Source organism: Paenibacillus ottowii (genome assembly GCF_050516475.1).
Classification (GTDB): Bacteria; Bacillota; Bacilli; order Paenibacillales; family Paenibacillaceae; genus Paenibacillus; species Paenibacillus ottowii.
Genome location: NZ_CP191577.1, coordinates 3,574,479 through 3,594,627 on the forward strand (window position 1 = coordinate 3,574,479; position 20,149 = coordinate 3,594,627).

Sequence of the window (20,149 nt, forward strand, 5' to 3'; positions counted from 1 at the left end):
CCACTCCTTGTATTAAGCATCCTATGTACAATCTATATTAAATAAACCTGGAGTCCTTTGCCACTCTAGCTTACATATTATGAGGTTGTCCTGTATTCCTGTAGGAGAGTGATGGTTATTCTTCGATCCCAAGCAACAGACATACTTGTTCTCTATATTTTTTGGCCTTGCGTGTTCCATGAATGAGATTGGACAGGCGGCTAGCAGGAATATGATAGGTGTCACAAAAAGTTCTCTGGTCCATTTGAATTTCAACTAGCTTTTGTTTGATTTTCCAGCCGAAAGGGGTTACAGGATTTCGTTTGTTCAACAGCCTTACCATCTCTTCATAGTATAGAATTTAGGATTTTTATTAGAGTTTGGAGTTCGTCTTCCTTTAAAGTGCATTATGCACACACATTAGCTAAGATTTCATTTTGCAGGTTTGGTATTGATTCAATAGTTCATCCAGTTTCATGGATTGTTCAATTACTTTAGGATGCGTTAAAAAGCCGTACTTTTTCTGCACTTGGTACAGTCTTTTTCAGGCCCGTTCGACACGAAGTAAAGTCACACTGGATTCATCAGCTTGATTCCCCCTTCTGTGTCATATTCTAATGTAAAACGTAAACTTTTGGATTTTTTGAAAATTTGCTCGACGAAAAACTGCTTCTGGAGTATTCCAGAGGCACTTTTTGACGTTTTATGTTTATTTAAAATGCAACTGACTCCTACAAGCTGAACTTAAAACCCAACTATTATTCACTATACAGTCGGATATTAATCCCTTTGCCACCCCCTCCGTATTTCCTGAATAAAGTCAGGCGTGGGTTAAAATCTGTGGCAAAAGTGATCGCTTTACTTGCACAGTAATATTCTTTTCTCCATTTTCCATATACATTTATTTTTTCAGCTTGGAATCAACATTGAGAAATGATTGATTACTACTAATAATAAAATAATCTTTCTTTCCGCCCTTCTCTAACTAAACTCTCATACTTCGTACACAATCTAAAGTCTGCAAATGGTTTGAACTGCTCAAATAATTTTATGCAGCTAATGAAAAAAGCTTCTTTGTTAATGACTAATGATTTAGATAACACGTCTAGTAAGTATTTAAATCGTAATTACCTTTATTTAAGTAGTATTTAGCCAGCTCATATTTAAATCGTGTTGATTGTTCTGGAACCACTTGATGAGTGTACATATCAGCAGATAATTGCTGTTGGGTAATCGAATCAATCTCCGTTTCGAACTGTTTAAGTATGTCATCTACATCAACTTGATATCGGTTTGCTGCCATCATAACATTCAACAGCTTTGTAATCATTTCTTTTTCAGAAGCATCTGGCGAGGCAGCAATATATTCAGCATAATTGTTTAGTACACTTATATCTCCAGATAATAGTTTATAAGTGTAAATATTACCTTCTGCCCAATCTTGAAACTGTTTAATCCAATGCAGAGTATTCTCGTCCGTCTCTTTGACCCAATCTAAATTAGCGTAGGCGTATGTATATTCTAATGCCTGCTCATAATCGCCTTTGGCCTCATATACACTGGCCCACAATAAATCGGCATAGGTAATATACACAAACAGGGGACGAGTCAGCTTTTTTTCAAGTTGCGCATGGTTTCGCTTCTTCTGCTGATGCTCCAATGTGTATTGGATTTCAGCTTTATCTCTCATTTTGTGAGCAATCACATCAAGCCTGTCCCATAAGCGCAAAGAACGATACACATTCGCCAAATCCTTTAAGGCATCAAGCTGATCTATTTCATCCAGTCGTTCCACGAAGGGTTCAAATAATGTGGCTGCCTTGAGATTAAGGCCCTGATCGTCTCCAACTTGAATCGTAAATATACGATATTGACAGATGGCCAAGCGTTCAGAATGCTGATATTTCTCCACTTCTGCGACATTCTCATAAAGCAGCAGCGCAGTAGCATGTCTTCTCTGTTCAAATAATGCTTCTGCAATATCAAATAGTCTGGATGCATACAGCGGATTGTCCATAATATGACCAACCATTCGACGGATTGCATCCAGCTTGTCCAGCTCCGCACAACGATACAATAATGGCTCGATTCGCCTAAAATTCGGAGAAAGTTCAATGATATAATTTTCTATGTATACATCGTAAAAATAGCCTTCTGGCAAATCCATAGCCGCAGTAATCCGGTCTAGCTGCTGTACAGAAACAGGACGATGCTGAGTAATCCAATTACTAAGCGTTCTTTGATGAACCCCTGAATATTCGGCAAATTGACTCAACGTCATATCATTTTGTTTTAGATAATCCTCAAACTCCGCTGAAATCGTAGGTGCATGCTTCAAGTCATAACCACCCTTCACATAAAAATTCCATAATTTTAAAAACACCCTCTATTCTTCTTCAAAATTAACCATCTGTCAATATATCATGCAACTAAGGTTTATAACGAAAATTCAGCATATCTTACACATATTGAGACATGTGAGACGAGCGACATCCTGAAATGATTGGATTGATACAAGTAAAAGGTTTTACAAGGTTGACATGACTAACTCATTTCCCTTTGTGCATTCCCACCAGCAAATGATATAGAGGTCACATGCAGAAAATCACGGGACCTTTTAATTACATGAAAAATCCCCTGATATTGATGCAATCAAGGGATACATAAGTTCATTTCTCGCGCTTTGATAATGCGAAGTTGATTATTTCTCCAATCACAATTCCTGTCAAAATTGCATAGATCCCTATAGCGCTCACCTTATATCCCCATGCGTAAAATATTCCTATGATTATGGCGTAGCTCAATAAAATCGTTGCATAACGTTTTAGAAACTTACTCATGGAAATTCTCATAAGCAACTCCCCAGTTAATTTTATACTTCAACATAGTAATGTTAGTTAATTATTGCATAAAAGTAAGGGGGAATTTGTCGAATAAGGAATCCATTAAAAAAAATTTGCACTATTTACTGCTGGGCGGGGCACGAAACGAGACTTCTTTTCATATCATCCATGCACTCATATAGAGTGCGACGATAACCCGGAGCTGCTACAGCTCCAAGGGGAGATTTCAATCCACGCACTCATATAGAGTGCGACAACAGTAGCCACACCACAGCCAGCAATATGTAAGATTTCAATCCACGCACTCATATAGAGTGCGACCTGTACTATACACGTAATAAACTGCTGTCCGTTGCCATTTCAATCCACGCACTCATATAGAGTGCGACCTTCACCCAATTATTCCACAAGGAAAATGATAAATGATTTCAATCCACGCACTCATATAGAGTGCGACGACAAATGCAATTTTATTTTTAGCCCTACACGAAAATTTCAATCCACGCACTCATATAGAGTGCGACGTTGGTAGATATCCGGTTAAACGCAACTGAATTTGATTTCAATCCACGCACTCATATAGAGTGCGACGATGTCGATAATAACGTTGCCGATCTGATTGATACATTTCAATCCACGCACTCATATAGAGTGCGACGTGAATGACAATGATGATTATTGATACAGTTTGGTGATTTCAATCCACGCACTCATATAGAGTGCGACTATACCAACTACATAACCAGCGTTCGTTTCCATTTTTATTTCAATCCACGCACTCATATAGAGTGCGACCCTTGCGTTGAGTACCTTACCAAAGCAGGATTTATTTCAATCCACGCACTCATATAGAGTGCGACTACTTGTTGAGGGCGTTGCTGTTAGAATGCATCGTACAATTTCAATCCACGCACTCATATAGAGTGCGACCAAGCCGCCGTGAAACGTGGCCTTTTTATTTGTTATATTTCAATCCACGCACTCATATAGAGTGCGACTATCAACCACCTTCGGAATTACGTTGGCGGTGTTCCTATTTCAATCCACGCACTCATATAGAGTGCGACTCAATCACCAACTTTTTAATACCAAACGCCACAGCATTTCAATCCACGCACTCATATAGAGTGCGACTGTACACCCGGACTTTTGCCGATAGTTTTGAGCAAATTTCAATCCACGCACTCATATAGAGTGCGACAATTGACACCGAACGGGGTCACACGGGGAAATGTATTTCAATCCACGCACTCATATAGAGTGCGACGTTGCCATCATCGGGGCCATTGGAACCAATGCCGTATTTCAATCCACGCACTCATATAGAGTGCGACCAGACCTGAACACAGCCATTGACCGCATCCTTGAAATTTCAATCCACGCACTCATATAGAGTGCGACTATCAGCCGGGAGACATGCGCGTGAAGTTGCAGGAAATTTCAATCCACGCACTCATATAGAGTGCGACAAAGTTAATAATCCCGTGTTCGTTCATCCCCCAGTATTTCAATCCACGCACTCATATAGAGTGCGACAGCGAAAATGCAGTAATTGATGCTCTAATGATATCAATTCCACATATTATTGCAAAAACTGATGCCAAAAAGGCTTGTATCAACCATTGACTTTTACTGTGGTAACTGATTCAATTGCTTTTCGACAAATTCCGAGGTGCGAAGGACCCGGGTTTTTTATGTGAGCTTCACATTCGCACCTTTCAAAATCAGTGGGCTTTCCATATCGTAAGCTTCCTTAGACCTATATGCTCTACTTTCTTTTTGTAATGTACTGCCGACATTCCTTCCAAACCGTGCAAAATGTCCAGCCCCCACTTCTCGGACTTGCTTCGTAATTTCGAAAAAAGAAGCACTCTCCACTCGTACAACCAAGTGGCAGCTGCTTCGTCATGATCTACGCACTCCATACAGAGTGCGACTCCAGCCCCTTTTGCTTACCTTGGGCGAGTAGATTATTTCAATCCACGCACTCCATACAGAGTGCGACTTTCTGGCACCGCTGGCCCCCTCAATTCGCGTACAGATTTCAATCCACGCACTCCATACAGAGTGCGACCGCGCCCCGCGCCACCGGAAGGAACATCCTTTTTAATATTTCAATCCACGCACTCCATACAGAGTGCGACTTAATTCATAGTCACTGTTAATCCTGCGCCGCCGCTATTTCAATCCACGCACTCCATACAGAGTGCGACACGCTTCTGAAACCGTTGCTGAAATCGGGAAAGATATTTCAATCCACGCACTCCATACAGAGTGCGACTAAGGCACATGGGATACACCGCAGAACTGGCAACGATTTCAATCCACGCACTCCATACAGAGTGCGACGGGAAAAGCCATTTGATGGCGGCTATACACCATGAGTTATTTCAATCCACGCACTCCATACAGAGTGCGACTATTTATGTATTTGGAGGCTCTACAGGTGGTACAATTTCAATCCACGCACTCCATACAGAGTGCGACATGAAGCCCAAGCCAGCCAGCACCTCCAGCGATTCCAATTTCAATCCACGCACTCCATACAGAGTGCGACGTGTGCTCAAGCCCAGAAAATTTATGTGTACATATTTCAATCCACGCACTCCATACAGAGTGCGACCAGCAGACATTTTATCCTGATTGTTGGCCCAATTAATTTCAATCCACGCACTCCATACAGAGTGCGACCGTTGCTAGCTAAATTTTTTAATCAGACAAGGAGATAATTTCAATCCACGCACTCCATACAGAGTGCGACTCTACCCCCATACCGCTACGATTACATAGCGTTGTATTTCAATCCACGCACTCCATACAGAGTGCGACGGTAGTGTATATTGCGCCTCATCTCCAATGCGAAATTTCAATCCACGCACTCCATACAGAGTGCGACAGCGAAAATGCAGTAATTGATACCCTAATGATATCAATTCCACACATTGTCGCAAAAACTGATGCCAAAAAGGCTTGTATCAACCATTGACTTTTACTGATAGTAACTGATTCAATTGCTTTTCGACAAATTCCGAGGTGCGAAGGACCCGGGGTTTTTATGTGAGCTTCACATTCGCACCTTATAAAATCAAAGGACTTTCCATATCGTAAGCTTCCTTAGCCCCTATATGCTCTACTTTCTTTTTATAGTTATCTCCTAAGTTGTAGAAGCGCAAGCTGTCTTCTGTTTTGTCTATCAGTTCTTCGAGTTCATATTTTAAACGGCGGAACTGGGTCGAGTCTAAGATACATTCAAACACAGAATTTTGCACCCTTTGTCCGTGATCTACACACTTTTTCGCAACTTTTGCCAGTCTTTTTCTACCTTCTCTATCTACCGTGCTTACATCATACGTAATCAAAATGAGCAAGTGTTCACACCTACTTCCACAAAAATGGAGGATACTCGTCCAGATCCCCCCGAATATATCTAGCCAAGAGCAAAGCCTGTGAGTAGGGAACCAGTCCCCAGGATATTTTCTCATTCAAATAAGGATGAATTATTTTTTCCTGCTTCCGTTCTTGCCATGCCTTCAATACGATTTTCCTCGTATCATCGTCCATCATGACAGCCCCGTTTTCTTTTTTGTAAAATCCTTTGCCATGAATCAATTTTTTGTTAATCAGTGTAAGAACAAAACGGTCGGCATATACTCCTCGAAGTTCTTCCATCACATCTAGTGCCAATGAGGCTCGCCCTGGGCGATCTCTATGCAGAAAACCTACATAGGCATCCAGACCGACAGTTTCCAATGCCGATTTCATATCGTTGGACAACAGTGTATAGGCAAAAGATAATAAGGCATTCACATTATCTAACGGCGGGCGCTTATGACGTCCATGGAAGTAAAAGTCATCTTTTTGCTGTAAGATCAGATCATCCCACACGGAATTGTACTGTACCGCCGCCGTTCCTTCCAAACCGCGTAAAATGTCCAACTCCTCCACTTCGCGGACTTGCTTCATAATTTCGGTTAAAGACGCAGTCACCTTCTTCATGCGTTCCGTATCAATACGAAGTGGATAGTCTCTCGTTGCCCGTTCCAAAATCCATTTATGGTTATATATTTTGCCTATAATCATATTTCTAGCGACAAGAGCGCTTCTTCTATCATCATCGGAAATGCGGTACTGTTCTTTTCTCAGCACTACATTTCCCCTACTTTCCCCGGTAACTCGTGCCAGGAAACGACCGCTTCGCGTCATAAAGGTTAGATCTATGTTGCGTGTGGCACAAGCTCCCATGAGGCCTGGACTAACACCTGCGTAGCCAAAAGTGCAGACCGCCTCCAAATTGTGCAAGGGATACCGTGCGAGAATGGACTCTTCTTGATTGACCACGATATTCTCCCCATCCAGTGACAAGTACGTATCCGGCATGGTCACAAACAACGTGTTCAGTAATTTTTTCATTCAGCCAGCCTGCTTTCAATAAAGCTCGAAACTGATTTTTTACTCAGTATTTCGGGAACACATATGTTATGTAGTGAGCAGCTCAGGCAGTGTGGTCCCGCTTTGGCTTTGGGTGTATGATTTTGCTCAAAATAATGTCGCATCTCCTGCAAACTTGCGCGCACACGCTCTCGGTCAGCGGTCGTGATGATGACCTCTACACGGTGTTTGATCTCATCGTAATAAAAGTAGCCTTTGGAAATCTCACACACGAGCATTTCTTCAAGACACATCACTTGTGCAACCAATTGTGAATGATCCGAGTCATTTCGTTTCGGTTTGCCGCGCTTGTATTCAACAGGAAAAGGGAGGTATGTTCCTTCCTCCCCTGCAAGTGGAACGCCATGTGGATCACTTATAAACTCTACTACGTCACAGATACCTGTAATCCCAAGCTCTCTGGAATGTATAGGTAATGCGCGTACGATGAGCTTATCCCCTCTTTTTTCACGAATCATGGGCTGATCGGCTTTCCTGTGCAAATGATTCCCTTCAATCGTGCGCACGTTTTCTTCCCATTGCTGCTCAATGTGAATAAGCGCCCACTGTCTTCTACAAAAATTAAAATGCTGTAAACCGGATAGCAGCAAATAATCTTCTTCGTTATAGCCCTGCATACTCTTGAACCTTTAAACCTTCGAGCGGTGTGAGAATACATTCATAATGGGTGTCAAAAGATTTGTCGGATTCGTCTACGCTTTCTTTTGATATCACCTGCAAAGAACGGTGCACTTTAGCGGATGAGTATTGTCCAAGTTTTGAACTATGCTCCCACCAATATACTTTATGAACTTCCATACTCCCGTCGGGACGAGCGGATGAGACATCATTTTCAAATAACGAAATCAGCGCGTCCTTGATCTTACCCGCATCTTCGCTGGTAAACCCTGTTTTTTCAGCTAGCTGTGTATTGATGCTTCCCTTGAAAAGGTATACGCCGAAATCCACTCGATGCTTCATCCCCATCGTGTCGGACCCTCTTTCTTTCCCCGGTTCGGAGTTCACACTTTTTGTGATTTGCATACTTGTAATATCAATAGGATCAATACTGGTTGCTGTATGTATGGATACAGGACCTCTTACCCCTACAGAAACTCCGGCTCCTTTACCCGCAGCTTTGAATGCGAACACCTGACCAAAGCTACGGACATCAATCCATTCACGGCAAGCAATTCTAGCAAATTCTTCACTTGAGGATTCCTTACCCTTAAAAAATTTTTCCAATTCCGGATTGGCATCTGCACGTTCTCTCAGACTATTAAAATCATCCGATTTCCGATCGTTAGATTGGACAAAAATAGATTCTCCCATATCTTGCAGACGGTTTCTTATTTTGCGTTTTAGAGCCACATCTGAGATTTCGCCATATCCATCGTAATTTTGCCGTGGACGATTTCCATTTAGGGGATCGCCATTGGGATTTGCTTTAGTAACCGACAATACAACTGCAAAATCAATTTTATGATCCAACACGGACATATGATTACTCTCCTTTAATATACCTACATATTTTTAAAGTACTTAGGATTCCTGGTGTTCAATCATGTCTAAGGTGTTGTTCTCTTTGTTGTCGTTATTATGCTCAAGAGCTTTTTTATGAGTATTATGATAGATTTCATAGCGTTGGCTATAGAATCCAAGCAAATACTTGCCGGATAATGGTTTGTTATCAAATTGATCAAATGTAATTTTCGAGGCAACTTCATCTATCATGTTAGAATAATAGTTTAAGCGTTTCCCAAGTCTGGCCTGATATGGCTGCAAGGCATTCTGAATGGTCCTCCAGGTTCTTTCTGGATGTTGTGAAAATGCGTTCATATATCGGATGGCATTCGTAGATCGCTTCTCATCCTTGTCTAATGCACTTCGTTCCATCACATCAGCGATCGCCAACAATCTGCCAAATAAATAACTGCGATCCATATTTTCTGTATCTAATGCCACATTGTATCCCTCCCGTTGGTTAACCAAAGCACAGGTCACGCTTAGTGTTTTCTCCCATTCCCACTTGTCCATGGATACCGGATTAGAAGCACGGTTAATCGCACTCCTCACAATATCCTGAGGAATGTTTTGACCATCTACTATACAGGGGAGCATTCGTTCCATCAAACCCTTAACGAGCTTATCATTAGCCTTTGACCCATATGCTGCAAAAGCAATATCTTTCGTTGCTGGAGCACCCCAAAATTGTAGATATTCACCCTGCTCATCCTTCTGATAGCGATGAAGCCACACACAGGTGGAATGCCAATGAATAAGCTTTTCAAAATACAATTTTTTATCCAAATTCCGATAATAGATTACAGCCATCCGGCCCGTTGTTGCTGAGTCAAGCACAAGAATATTAACTTTTGCCTTGGAACCAGATTTGACAACAAGTGTATTGGCATAACCCGTCAAGGCTTTGGCAAATTCAAAAGCAAACTCTTCGTTCGTATGACTCTTTAATTCTTTAGCCTTGGCTGGCAAGCCCATTGCAAAGATGCTATCATTTTCAGTAAAATTCAGAATGCTCGGTTCATCATTTCCCCACACTAGAAAAACACGTTGCTCTATGACTTTACCTTGACGGTTAATGAGCCATTTTAAGGCATTATGAGCCTTTTGCGATACTTCATAACTGATACTTGCAGCTTCATGACTGTGGGCAAATCGTCCTCTGAATGTGAATCCACTCGTATCATTAGCAGAAATCAGCTTCGCTTTATCCCCGGAATTTCTGATTTTATTAGCATGCTTGTCTGTGCTAGGGAGCTGCTTTCCAGTCACATAGCAAATGTCTTCTTCTCCCAGCAACTGACTATAGTAACCCACAAATGAATCATACATCTCTTTATCTTCCCAAACTTTATCTAAAGCTTTATCTGGAGAGTACACATTAAAACGAATGAATACGCTCTCCTGTTCACCTGGGACCGCTGTAAATATAGGTGGTTTTTCTCCATGTAAAGGTTCGTACTTCTTGTCCCATGTCCTTATTAATTTCTGATCCTCATCAAGATATAAAATAGACTTGTCTACCAAGTCTTTAATCAGGCGTCGCTTGCTTAAGTATCGATATATGCTTTTCACCTTAGAAGTGGCATAATCTGAGGTAGCCCAACCTTCTAACTGCTGAATATAAGCAGCAAACGGCTCTTCTTTTTTTATTTTTCCACCATATGCTACAAAATCTCCGGCAACATAACTTAATTTATCATGGAGCGGATAGGGGGATATGACAGAACCAGCCCGACTGGCGGATTTTTCTGTAGAGGGAATCAATGTACTAAACTCAGTTTTATCCAATATCCTGGCTGAATGAAAATCACCTTGTTCTGTAACTTCAACTTCGATCTGCGCATTTTGGGTCGTGTGGGAGATAGGCAACAGTGTATATTCACGATCATTATGTTTCTTCTCAATCACGCCCACACGATCAAGATTAGATTCATACGTTTCATATAAATTTAACAACCAGCTCATTTAATTCCCCCACTCCTCCCATTGGGCAAGCAACTCATCCGCAGACTGAACGTTATCTTTATCAAACTGTTTGGATTGCATATTTGCTATTGTCCGAACCTGTGTGCATTCCTCCGGCCGAATAAATTCAATGACTCCATCCTTCATTACTGGATTCCACAAGCGGACTTCCATTTGGTCCCTGCCTGTCTCATCTGGATAGTTAATCCCATGCACCATATTGCCTAAATGAATGTCACCATAGTTATCGTAGAAACCAGCTTCTATACCAAATTCACAAGGCTCTACATATGCTTGACATTCTCGTGTACCCAAAAAAATATCTCTGCGCCCTCCAGCAAGTAATGAGCGCTTGAGAATATTATGATGCTTATTCTCATTACGATCATATTCCATCTCAGGACGATGCGGATTAAATTCAAAATGAGCCTGAACCTCGTAACAGGGATCTTTCAGATAAGTATAATTAGCAAGCGTATTACCGCCGCCATACTCGATGGGACGAACACCTTTGGATTCCATCCGGATGGCATGTAGAACACGAACTTTGTCTACAACCATGATTATTGTGGGTTTCCAATAAATACTTTCGACAATTCCCTTTAATGCCTGATATGTTGGAACACTATAAGTTAATTTCTCACCACCAAGTTTGGTTAGTGGATCTGTGAACAGGGCATAGTCGCCATAAACTTTAAATTCGATTGCATTTCTCAACTAGCATATACCTCCTTTCTATGCCTATATTTTCTAAACATAGTTCCAGAATATTACTTTTGACAGGGGTAGTCAATGCAGAATATAAGTCCAGAGTCCCAATTGAGTTGTTTTTTAAAGGATAAATCCATGATGCAGACTGTCATTTTCAAGGTTAAGCCCATAACAATCATCATAAGCCCCGTCAGTTAGTGCATATATTTTCCCATCCAAAAAAGAGACTAACCCCTTATTTTGATCTAATCGGTCTTTCTCATAGTTAAATATATTAATAGTGAATTGTTGTGCCCTGCGCAACAGATCCGTAAGGTCTTCTATGCTTTTCTGCCCGTTTAGATCCGCGATGATCTCCTTTCCTTCTTTTTCTCCATCTCCATAAGGAACAATGACAGCGGTCGTATGATCCTCAATGACTTGAAAATGGTCTGCAGCAGTCTTATAGCTATTCGCTAAGAGTAAGGGTAGAATCGTCTCATTTTCTTTGCAATAAGATTGATAGTAAGTATTTTCTATGCGATTGGCATATAATAATTCAGTCATGTTTTTTCTCAGTTTAGGAATAAAATAATTCATGTCAGTCTTTAACTCGGAATAATATTTTTGAAAATATATTTCCATGGCTTGAGCAGATAATATATTTCCACCAAAGCGAGTTTTATCATCTTTTAAGTCAATGAACATTTTTCTAGTTATTTCTTTACCGATTTTGATTTCTTTTAGTCTCTTGAGATCCTCTTCCTCATGGTCAATGACATACACTTGTTTCTTTTTATACTCTCCGTGACGATTACATCTCCCCGCCGCTTGAGCAATGGAATCCAGACCAGCCAATGATCGAATGACACACTTAAAACTGATATCTACTCCAGCCTCGATTAATTGTGTGCTAATACAAATGACAGGTTCTTTATGTTTCAGGTGATTTTTAACATCCTCCAATATAGAATTACGGTGGGCCGGACACATGGATGTACTTAAGTGGTAGATCGGGACTGTACCGTTTCCTTCCTTTAATCTCTGATATAGATTTCTCACTACCGTTTTTGTATTTAAGATAACGAGTACACTTTGTTCATCAGCAAGTTTTTGTTCAACAAAATCGCCAAGTTTCTCCGTATTAAACTTCATATCTGTTGCTTTATCTACAATTTCAACCCGCTTAAACGATTCTATGACATGATCCAGATCGTGTACCATTTCAGCATCTGGTTCGATTGCCAGCTTGTTATGTACAAAATCTAATTCTGGTTGCGTAGCCGTACAAAGAACAATACTTGAGTAAGCATAGGTTTTCAAAAAGTTCACTGCTTGATTAAATAATGAAATACAATGAGTAGGGACTTTTTGTACTTCATCAAAAATAATGACGGACTCGCTTAAATTGTGAAGTCTACGAATATTTCTGCTTCCGCCAGCATAAAAGACATTTAAAAATTGCACCATTGTGGTGAAAATGATCGGTGAATCCCAATTATCCTTAGCCAGCTTTAATTTTTGACGCGTACTCACAACTACATCTTCGAACTCACTGCTCTCTTCCTCTTCATGATCGTCCACGACCACATTAGAGTGATGCTCCAAAATATTTGCATCGTCCAATATTATTCTGCGAACCTCTCGTACATTTTGTTCAATAATAGTTGTAAATGGAATAACATAAATGATATGTTTTTTTTCAAATGTTGAAGCATGTTTTAAGGCATAACGAAAACTGGCGAGTGTTTTACCACCGCCTGTAGGGATAGAGAGCGTATGTATTCCAGAAGGTCTTTTTGCAAATTGCTCACATTGTTCGGACATTTCTTTTCTAAGTAAATTAATAGGTGTATTGGCATCACTGCCTGCCTGCAGGGATTTGACGTGCATCATTAATTTTTCGTAATACTCATGAAATAGCTTTTGGTGATGCATTGATCCAACTTTGGTTTTATCACCTGCACTCTTATTTTCTTCAAAGCAGCGGGTATTAGTTCGATCCGCATCTATCAAAGCACTAAAAACAAACTTGGATAAATACATTAATTTAAGTTCAAAATCTACTTCACCTTCTCGTTTCATATATTGATCCAACTCAGCCGTTGCTTGGTTCACATAATCAAAAAATGCAGATTTGTCTATGACCTGCTTATAAAAAAGCACTACTGCATCTTCAAAACCCTCTATATCTAGGTCACGCACCCGATACAAAAATCTAGATTCCAGCTGTGGATTTAAAAAATCCTGTAAATAAGAATGGTGTGAAATAATAGCATTTGCTACAACTTCGGTCAATACATATTTAATAAATACATCCTGCTTATCAAATGTACCCTGAGGTTGGATGTGAAAGAGAGTATATAATAATTTCCCACCTGCACTGGAATGATCTACACTTCCTCGCTTTGGCGGATTATCAGGATTTTGTACCGCTAAACGTATGTAATTTTGGAATTTTTCTGTGTACTTCCCCAAGTCATGCAGCATACCAGCTAATCCGGTAATATGTCGTATACCTATTTTGTCACCATAGACTTCTGCCAATTGTCGGGTTTCGTATAGATGTTCAGCAACGGTTTGAATCTCTTGGTCGCTTTCCCGTATGTGGGCGATATATTGCATTTTTTCAGTCTCCTTCAGTTTTCTTTGTAAATAACCTTTTCCAAGTAATTACTAACCATGACGGAAGCCAAAAAAGCATAAATAAAATATATATCGTGGCAATAACACCTTTCTGACCTATTAAACGATGAAGATCATGTAGAGATTGATATAGCCCCTCTCGTGCTGCAGACAGTTCCTCATCGTTTTCCTCTTCGTTGTCTTGCCGCAATTCCTGTGCACGTTCAGTTAATTCTTGAGACACAAACCGATATCCCACGATAAGGCCTATGCCTAAATAGATATAAAAATACAGACCAGGAATAGCTAATAAATTCATCTTTTTACCTCCATTGAACAAACAAATAATTTAAATGTGTGACCATGCATAAGGTAATATCGACAAAGCCCAGAATAAGCAACTTAAACATTTTACGTTGTTAAGTGAACTATTAGATAATCTTCATATATTCTCGCAGCGTTATATGCTCCACCCTCATCTTTTATCTACTTAATTCAAGGCTCTCGGTTTCGCATCCTGTCTAAGGATTCATTTTAGGAACTTATGGTTGTTTAATGTGAAGAGGTTTGCATTTCGCCTAAAAATACTAGATTATCTGCGACTTCTTAATCATATTAGATTTATTCTCGTTATGTAAACAAATATTTTTATAGTCATATGGAAATAATATTTTCAAGAAAACGATACTGATATTCCTGAAGTTATCAATATATCTTGGCTACAATCATGAAGAATCTGCTGGGAGCTATTACGAAAGTTAAATAATATAGATAATTTTAATTCGCGCACTCACATGGAGTGCGACTTTGGTTATCATATTACCTTGGACCCTCTTTTGGGATTTCAATCCACGCACTCACATGGAGAGCGACTGATAAGCCGCTTCCCAAAACACCGTATTTATGTTATTTCAATCCACGCACTCACATGGAGTGCGACTTCAGTTATCTGCTCGCAGGCGGCATATGTTACAATTTCAATCCACGCACTCACATGGAGTGCGACATAAATGCTAATTTTTTGTATCATTTGATATGATATTTCAATCCACGCACTCACATGGAGTGCGACGTCTCATGGATAAGATAATGTCTTTCAGTCAGATATTTCAATCCACGCACTCACATGGAGTGCGACAGCAAAAGTGCAGGAATTCACACCCTAATGATATCAATTCCACACATTGTTGCAAAAAAACGATGCCAAAAGGCTTGTATCAACCACTGACTTTTACTGAAGATCACTGATCCAATTGCTTTTCGACAAATTTCGAGGTGCGAAAGAACCGGGATTTTTATGTGAACTTCACATTCGCACCTTACAAAATCAGTGGGCCTTTCATATCATAAGGCTTTCTTAGTTCCTACATGCTCTACTTTCTTTTTTTAGTCATCTCCTAGTTGTAGAAGCAAAAGTGCGTTTTCTTTCTTGTAAATCACTTGCCATTAATTATTTTTTTGGAGAAAACGGTCGGCATATACTTCTCGAAGTTCTTCCATCACAACTAGTGTCAATAAGGCTCCCCCAGGACGATGTCTATATAGAGGAGCTACATAAGCGTCCAGACAGCCAATTTCATATTATTGGACGACAGTGCATAGGCAAAAGATAATAAGGCATTCACATTATCTAACGGCAAGCGCTTATGACATCCATGGAAATAAAAATTATCTTTTTTTGCTGTAAGATCAGATCATCCCATACAGATTTATACTGAGCCACCACGTCCCCTTCAAACCGGGTAAAATACCCAGTTTCATCAATTCACAGATTTGCTCAATGGTAGAGATAACAAGAAGCACTCACCACTTGTGCAACCAAGTGCAGCTACTCAGTCTTGGTTCAGGCACTCATATAGAGTGCGACCAGGCCGAGCCTCCGGCTGCGCCCCTCCACCTGCCGATTTCAATCCACGCACTCGCATAGAGTGCGACCATGATCTGTCCGCCATCCTTCCACACGCATGTATTTCAATCCACGCACTCGCATAGAGTGCGACCAAACTTGTGCCAGCTGCCCATAGCATCCAGCACATATTTCAATCCACGCACTCGCATAGAGTGCGACCGGGTACACCTGCCAATAAGTCATTTACGGGTGTTATTTCAATCCACGCACTCGCATAGAGTGCGACCGAAAATGAAATGATGCAGATAATGGATTTTGTAAGATTTCAATCCACGCACTCGCATAGAGTGCGACAGCAAGCGCAAGATAACCCATTCCAAAGCGGATATATTTCAATCCACGCACTCGCATAGAGTGCGACTGACGTTGCGCGAACAGCTTGTACCACTTACTTAAAGATTTCAATCCACGCACTCGCATAGAGTGCGACTATTAAGGTTATCTATCGTCCGCCAGGTGCCCCATTTCAATCCACGCACTCGCATAGAGTGCGACTTATCTAGCCGAGCAATAAAGGAGGGCAACACATATTTCAATCCACGCACTCGCATAGAGTGCGACGCTGCATACGGCTCTTTTAGCACCCAATCAATAATTTCAATCCACGCACTCGCATAGAGTGCGACACAAAAATCAAATTACTTTTTCCTTGGCGCTCCAATTTCAATCCACGCACTCGCATAGAGTGCGACTTATCATGCCGGAAGCACCAGCACCAGCGGTAACATTTCAATCCACGCACTCGCATAGAGTGCGACAGTAATGTTCGGAATTTGGGGTGGTGTTATGGATCAAATTTCAATCCACGCACTCGCATAGAGTGCGACCACAACATCGTTTGTTGTATCGGGTTTGAAAATGTCAATTTCAATCCACGCACTCGCATAGAGTGCGACAAATTGCTGCGTACGGCGATTTTGAACAGAAGGGATTTCAATCCACGCACTCGCATAGAGTGCGACTCTTGCCCTCGTCCATTTCTTATCCACAGGCCCGTTAAATTTCAATCCACGCACTCGCATAGAGTGCGACTTCTGATGTTGTGAGTGTCTCATTATCTTCTGTAGATTTCAATCCACGCACTCGCATAGAGTGCGACGTTCGTTTTCTATAAATAAAACAACTGAGAGGGATTTCAATCCACGCACTCGCATAGAGTGCGACGACATAGATTGTCAAACGACGAAATTCGACAATCAATGATTTCAATCCACGCACTCGCATAGAGTGCGACAGCGAAAATGAAGGAACTAATACCCTAACGGTATTAATTCCATATATTTTCGAAAAAAACGATGCTTAAAAAGCTTGAATCGACTATTGACAACTAACGATAAAGTGAATATAAATGTATTTCGACAAATTTCGAGGTGCGAAGGATCTGGGGTTTTTATGTGAGCTTCCCATTCGCACCGTAAGTAAGAATACACTTAAGATACCACAAAACCTTTCTCTATCCCAGATAATGCTCTATTTTTTAGAACAATAATGACTCAGCCCCGTCAATCACAATTTGTGCGCCAGTGATGTGACGCGAATGATCAGACGCCAAAAATGTCACCAAATCAGCCACTTGCTCGGGTTGTCCCGGTCCATCTGCCAACGGCTGATCGCCTTCGGGAAATTGCACAGGGATGGTGATCCGCTTTAACCCTTCCGATTTCTCTGTGGTTTCATCAATATTCGTCGAAATGGCCCCTGGATAAATGACATTGACACGAATACGGAACTTAGCCAGCTCTAGGGCTGCCATTTTAGCAAAACCGGTTTGACCTGCCTTTGATGTGCTGTAGGCGGACATCCCAAAGCTGGTAAAGCGCTGATTTCCATTAATCGAGCTGGTAATGATAATGCTGCCGCCACCGTTCTTTTTCAAATGCGGTATTGTATACTTCACCGTCAGAAAGGTGCCCTCCAGATTCGTTGACAAAGTTTGCCGCCAATCCTCAATGCTCAGCTCCTCGATCGGTGCGACAACCCCGTTAATCCCCGCATTGGCAAAAATGATATGCAGCCCGCCAAACAATTCAACCGCTTCCAGAACTGCTTTTTCCACACGTACCGGATCGGCAATGTCCACGTCAAAAGCCCGGGCTGCCCCTTCACGTATAGCATTAATTTCTCTTTCTGTCTCCAAAATACGATCATTACTTACGTCAAAAAGAGCGACATTTGCTCCTTCTCTAGCCATTTGAATAGCCGTTGCCTTGCCAATGCCAGAACCAGCCCCCGTAATTAGAGCAGTTTTGCCTTCAAAGCGCGCGCCTCCTGCATATGTGTAGCTCATATGTATCGCTCCCTTTCAATAATCTGTATAATCACAAGATTACCCAAAAGGGTATACTTTATAATCACCATTTTTGCGCATTTTTTGTTATTCTTTTACGAAATTCAGGAAAAGATCGAATATTTTATGGATTCGTGCATCTTTTCTTCTCTTCTCATTACATTCCGTAATATCTTACCTATTCGTAGTCTTATGTGTATTCATCAAAAAAGGACGTCCTACAACCATCAATATGGATGCATACGTCCTTTTGCTTATTCATTTACCACTGCAGTTCAATAAATGCAGCATCATCATCAAGTCCTCCGGTATGAGACGCATCCAGCAATACCTGTATCTGCTCATCAGGGACAGGCTCGCGAATAGGATCTAAATCGGACAAACCGTCCGTATAGACTTGTAATCTCATCGGCATATCGGCGGGTATGCTTCTTTCGTACCAATGCGGCTTCCCTCCGATCGGCCCACGGCTGGTAGACCAGCGCTCCGCGGTAGAAAAGGTATGATCGAACAGTTCACTGATTTCTTCCGCACCGTTCCACAACCGCAAACGCGAATCCCCTTGCCAGGCAAGTCGGAGACGCCCTCGGGTACCTCGTTTCGGTAGTTCGATTTTACCGCAAATATACATGGATTGGCTTCCCTGACGACGTTTATCTTCCAATACTGAACGCATTAAGCCTGATTCGTGATCCAGAGGCTGCCGATCCAGCTCCTCCGTAGCTGCACCTGCCAGACGTTCAAGATATTTCTTCAATTGATCAGCAGACAGATCCTGTCTCTGTTCCATCCAATTCAGTAAAGAAGAACCCAGATAGCGGGCTGCAAAATCTCCTCGGTAACTGAGCCCGACACCATCACACAAGACAAAACAGCAGACAGATTTATGAATACGTACGGCGGCAAAATCCTGTCCGCTTTCCCCCATACTAGCAGATTCAGCAGACCTTCCATAGCCATAACGACACATAAAACGATTGTGATGAGATGATAAAGGCTGATCGCCTGTCTGAGAGCTTATGTAAGCAAATTGCTGAGTCAGCCTTGCATTCAATCCCTTTTTCTTGCTCGTGGGGAGCAGGGACAGCAGTGGATTCATGCTTTTACCTCCTTACCTTACCGTACAGGTGTCGCGGCTGACATTTGAAAACCAATCGACACCAGTTCCGCACAGGTTCCAGGCAGCATCATGATGGCTCCTTCACCTAACTGATAATCTGCCTCAAACAGCATTTCCCGATAGCTTTCAGGAAGTACAGAAGACATATTACGCAATTTCACAGCATGTTCATCCTGCAACGGCGTATTATGAGTCAGACCTTTCCAGCGACGAGGGTCCTGAATAGGCGTTTCCAGCAACCTGTCGGATAAAAATATATTTTCCACCAGTACATTGCCGTCTGGCACACTCATGTTCATAATGCGTTTCGCAATCGGTTCCGGATCGTCGCCTGTAGAAACACCATCTGTCATGTGGCAGACCAACGGTGCAGGACAATCCTGCATCCCTGGTAATTCCGCCTGCAAAATACGTTCAGCTTGCAAGAAGGCTTTTGCTGAATCTGAGAATCGTTTGGGTGTCAAATCAGGCAACGAACCAATAGCTGCGATTTCATCAATTCCCTTGACACCATTCAGCAGATCATATACGTCGTCACTATAAGCTAATATTGCAATCCGATACCGCGCAGTCAACCGATTTCCCTTAGTTGATCGGAAAACCATCTGTCGAATCGCCAATGATATAGCTTCATACACAACGTCAATACGCCGCCGCCCTTCCATCAGCATGTTCATCGACGCGCTGATGTCAATCAGGTAAATGATCAGGGCGGGAGTACGTTGTGAAGCCTGTATTGTATAATTCATAGTTGGTACATGCTCCCCTCAGTTACCTTA

Annotated in this window: 14 protein-coding genes, 1 pseudogene and 3 CRISPR repeat arrays; all 15 genes and pseudogenes read right to left on the bottom strand. The window is 41.6% G+C overall.

The genetic code is table 11. The annotated features are described in order from the left end of the window. Window positions 1–115 precede the first annotated feature (115 nt). Window positions 116–310, bottom strand: a complete 195-nt coding sequence (locus tag ACQQ6X_RS16585) for an XRE family transcriptional regulator (RefSeq protein WP_305166251.1) — start codon at window positions 308–310, stop codon at window positions 116–118. Window positions 311–403: 93 nt separating this feature from the next. After that, window positions 404–508, bottom strand: a complete 105-nt coding sequence (locus ACQQ6X_RS16590; RefSeq protein WP_430493472.1) for an aspartyl-phosphate phosphatase Spo0E family protein — start codon at window positions 506–508, stop codon at window positions 404–406. Window positions 509–926: 418 nt separating this feature from the next. Then, window positions 927–2,317: pseudogene (locus ACQQ6X_RS16595) on the bottom strand (helix-turn-helix domain-containing protein). 2,409 nt (window positions 2,318–4,726) lie between these two features. Then, window positions 4,727–5,718: direct repeats of the CRISPR family, unit length 33 nt; unit sequence ATTTCAATCCACGCACTCCATACAGAGTGCGAC. Window positions 5,719–5,899: 181 nt separating this feature from the next. Beyond that, on the bottom strand, window positions 5,900–6,190 hold the full coding sequence (cas2, locus tag ACQQ6X_RS16600) for a CRISPR-associated endonuclease Cas2 (protein ID WP_063208753.1): 291 nt from the start codon (window positions 6,188–6,190) through the stop codon (window positions 5,900–5,902). Between the two features lie 10 nt (window positions 6,191–6,200). Next, a complete protein-coding gene (gene cas1c, locus ACQQ6X_RS16605) occupies window positions 6,201–7,232 on the bottom strand; it encodes a type I-C CRISPR-associated endonuclease Cas1c (RefSeq protein ID WP_305166252.1) in 1,032 nt (343 codons plus the stop codon). Continuing rightward, on the bottom strand, window positions 7,229–7,888 hold the full coding sequence (gene cas4 / locus ACQQ6X_RS16610) for a CRISPR-associated protein Cas4 (protein ID WP_305166253.1): 660 nt from the start codon (window positions 7,886–7,888) through the stop codon (window positions 7,229–7,231). The genes cas1c and cas4 overlap by 4 nt, the downstream gene beginning before the upstream one ends. Further along, complete coding sequence (gene cas7c / locus ACQQ6X_RS16615) at window positions 7,875–8,750, bottom strand: type I-C CRISPR-associated protein Cas7/Csd2 (protein WP_305166255.1); 876 nt, start codon at window positions 8,748–8,750, stop codon at window positions 7,875–7,877. The genes cas4 and cas7c overlap by 14 nt, the downstream gene beginning before the upstream one ends. A gap of 42 nt (window positions 8,751–8,792) precedes the next feature. Further along, window positions 8,793–10,739 carry a type I-C CRISPR-associated protein Cas8c/Csd1 gene (gene cas8c, locus ACQQ6X_RS16620; protein ID WP_305166256.1) on the bottom strand — a complete coding sequence of 649 codons (1,947 nt, stop codon included), beginning with the start codon at window positions 10,737–10,739 and terminating at the stop codon, window positions 8,793–8,795. After that, entirely contained in the window at window positions 10,740–11,456 is a 717-nt protein-coding gene (gene cas5c / locus ACQQ6X_RS16625; protein WP_063208766.1) for a type I-C CRISPR-associated protein Cas5c, read from the bottom strand. A gap of 114 nt (window positions 11,457–11,570) precedes the next feature. Next, a complete protein-coding gene (locus ACQQ6X_RS16630; protein ID WP_063208768.1) occupies window positions 11,571–14,054 on the bottom strand; it encodes a CRISPR-associated helicase/endonuclease Cas3 in 2,484 nt (827 codons plus the stop codon). A 4-nt stretch (window positions 14,055–14,058) separates the two neighbouring features. Then, window positions 14,059–14,373: a hypothetical protein gene (locus ACQQ6X_RS16635; protein WP_305166257.1), complete on the bottom strand. Its 315-nt coding sequence runs from the start codon at window positions 14,371–14,373 to the stop codon at window positions 14,059–14,061. Between the two features lie 455 nt (window positions 14,374–14,828). After that, window positions 14,829–15,193: a CRISPR direct-repeat array (repeat unit 32 nt). A gap of 411 nt (window positions 15,194–15,604) precedes the next feature. Next, on the bottom strand, window positions 15,605–15,694 hold the full coding sequence (locus ACQQ6X_RS16640) for a hypothetical protein (RefSeq protein WP_305166258.1): 90 nt from the start codon (window positions 15,692–15,694) through the stop codon (window positions 15,605–15,607). Window positions 15,695–15,957: 263 nt separating this feature from the next. Next, window positions 15,958–17,197: a CRISPR direct-repeat array (repeat unit 32 nt; unit sequence ATTTCAATCCACGCACTCGCATAGAGTGCGAC). Between the two features lie 243 nt (window positions 17,198–17,440). After that, window positions 17,441–18,250 carry an SDR family oxidoreductase gene (locus tag ACQQ6X_RS16645; RefSeq protein ID WP_063208772.1) on the bottom strand — a complete coding sequence of 270 codons (810 nt, stop codon included), beginning with the start codon at window positions 18,248–18,250 and terminating at the stop codon, window positions 17,441–17,443. Between the two features lie 262 nt (window positions 18,251–18,512). Continuing rightward, window positions 18,513–19,349 carry a hypothetical protein gene (locus ACQQ6X_RS16650; protein ID WP_305166259.1) on the bottom strand — a complete coding sequence of 279 codons (837 nt, stop codon included), beginning with the start codon at window positions 19,347–19,349 and terminating at the stop codon, window positions 18,513–18,515. A 17-nt stretch (window positions 19,350–19,366) separates the two neighbouring features. Beyond that, window positions 19,367–20,119 (bottom strand): vWA domain-containing protein, encoded by a 753-nt coding sequence (locus ACQQ6X_RS16655; RefSeq protein ID WP_013370788.1) that lies wholly within the window; start codon window positions 20,117–20,119, stop codon window positions 19,367–19,369. Window positions 20,120–20,149: the final 30 nt, after the last annotated feature.

Bases quoted from the DNA above. Each gene is read 5' to 3' on its own strand.
- ACQQ6X_RS16650 (WP_305166259.1), bottom strand. From the start codon at position 19,349: ATGAATCCACTGCTGTCCCTGCTCCCCACGAGCAAGAAAAAGGGATTG.
- cas1c (WP_305166252.1), bottom strand. From the start codon at position 7,232: ATGAAAAAATTACTGAACACGTTGTTTGTGACCATGCCGGATACGTAC.
- cas7c (WP_305166255.1), bottom strand. From the start codon at position 8,750: ATGTCCGTGTTGGATCATAAAATTGATTTTGCAGTTGTATTGTCGGTT.
- ACQQ6X_RS16645 (WP_063208772.1), bottom strand. From the start codon at position 18,250: ATGAGCTACACATATGCAGGAGGCGCGCGCTTTGAAGGCAAAACTGCT.
- cas4 (WP_305166253.1), bottom strand. From the start codon at position 7,888: ATGCAGGGCTATAACGAAGAAGATTATTTGCTGCTATCCGGTTTACAG.
- ACQQ6X_RS16630 (WP_063208768.1), bottom strand. From the start codon at position 14,054: ATGCAATATATCGCCCACATACGGGAAAGCGACCAAGAGATTCAAACC.
- cas8c (WP_305166256.1), bottom strand. From the start codon at position 10,739: ATGAGCTGGTTGTTAAATTTATATGAAACGTATGAATCTAATCTTGAT.
- ACQQ6X_RS16655 (WP_013370788.1), bottom strand. From the start codon at position 20,119: ATGAATTATACAATACAGGCTTCACAACGTACTCCCGCCCTGATCATT.
- ACQQ6X_RS16635 (WP_305166257.1), bottom strand. From the start codon at position 14,373: ATGAATTTATTAGCTATTCCTGGTCTGTATTTTTATATCTATTTAGGC.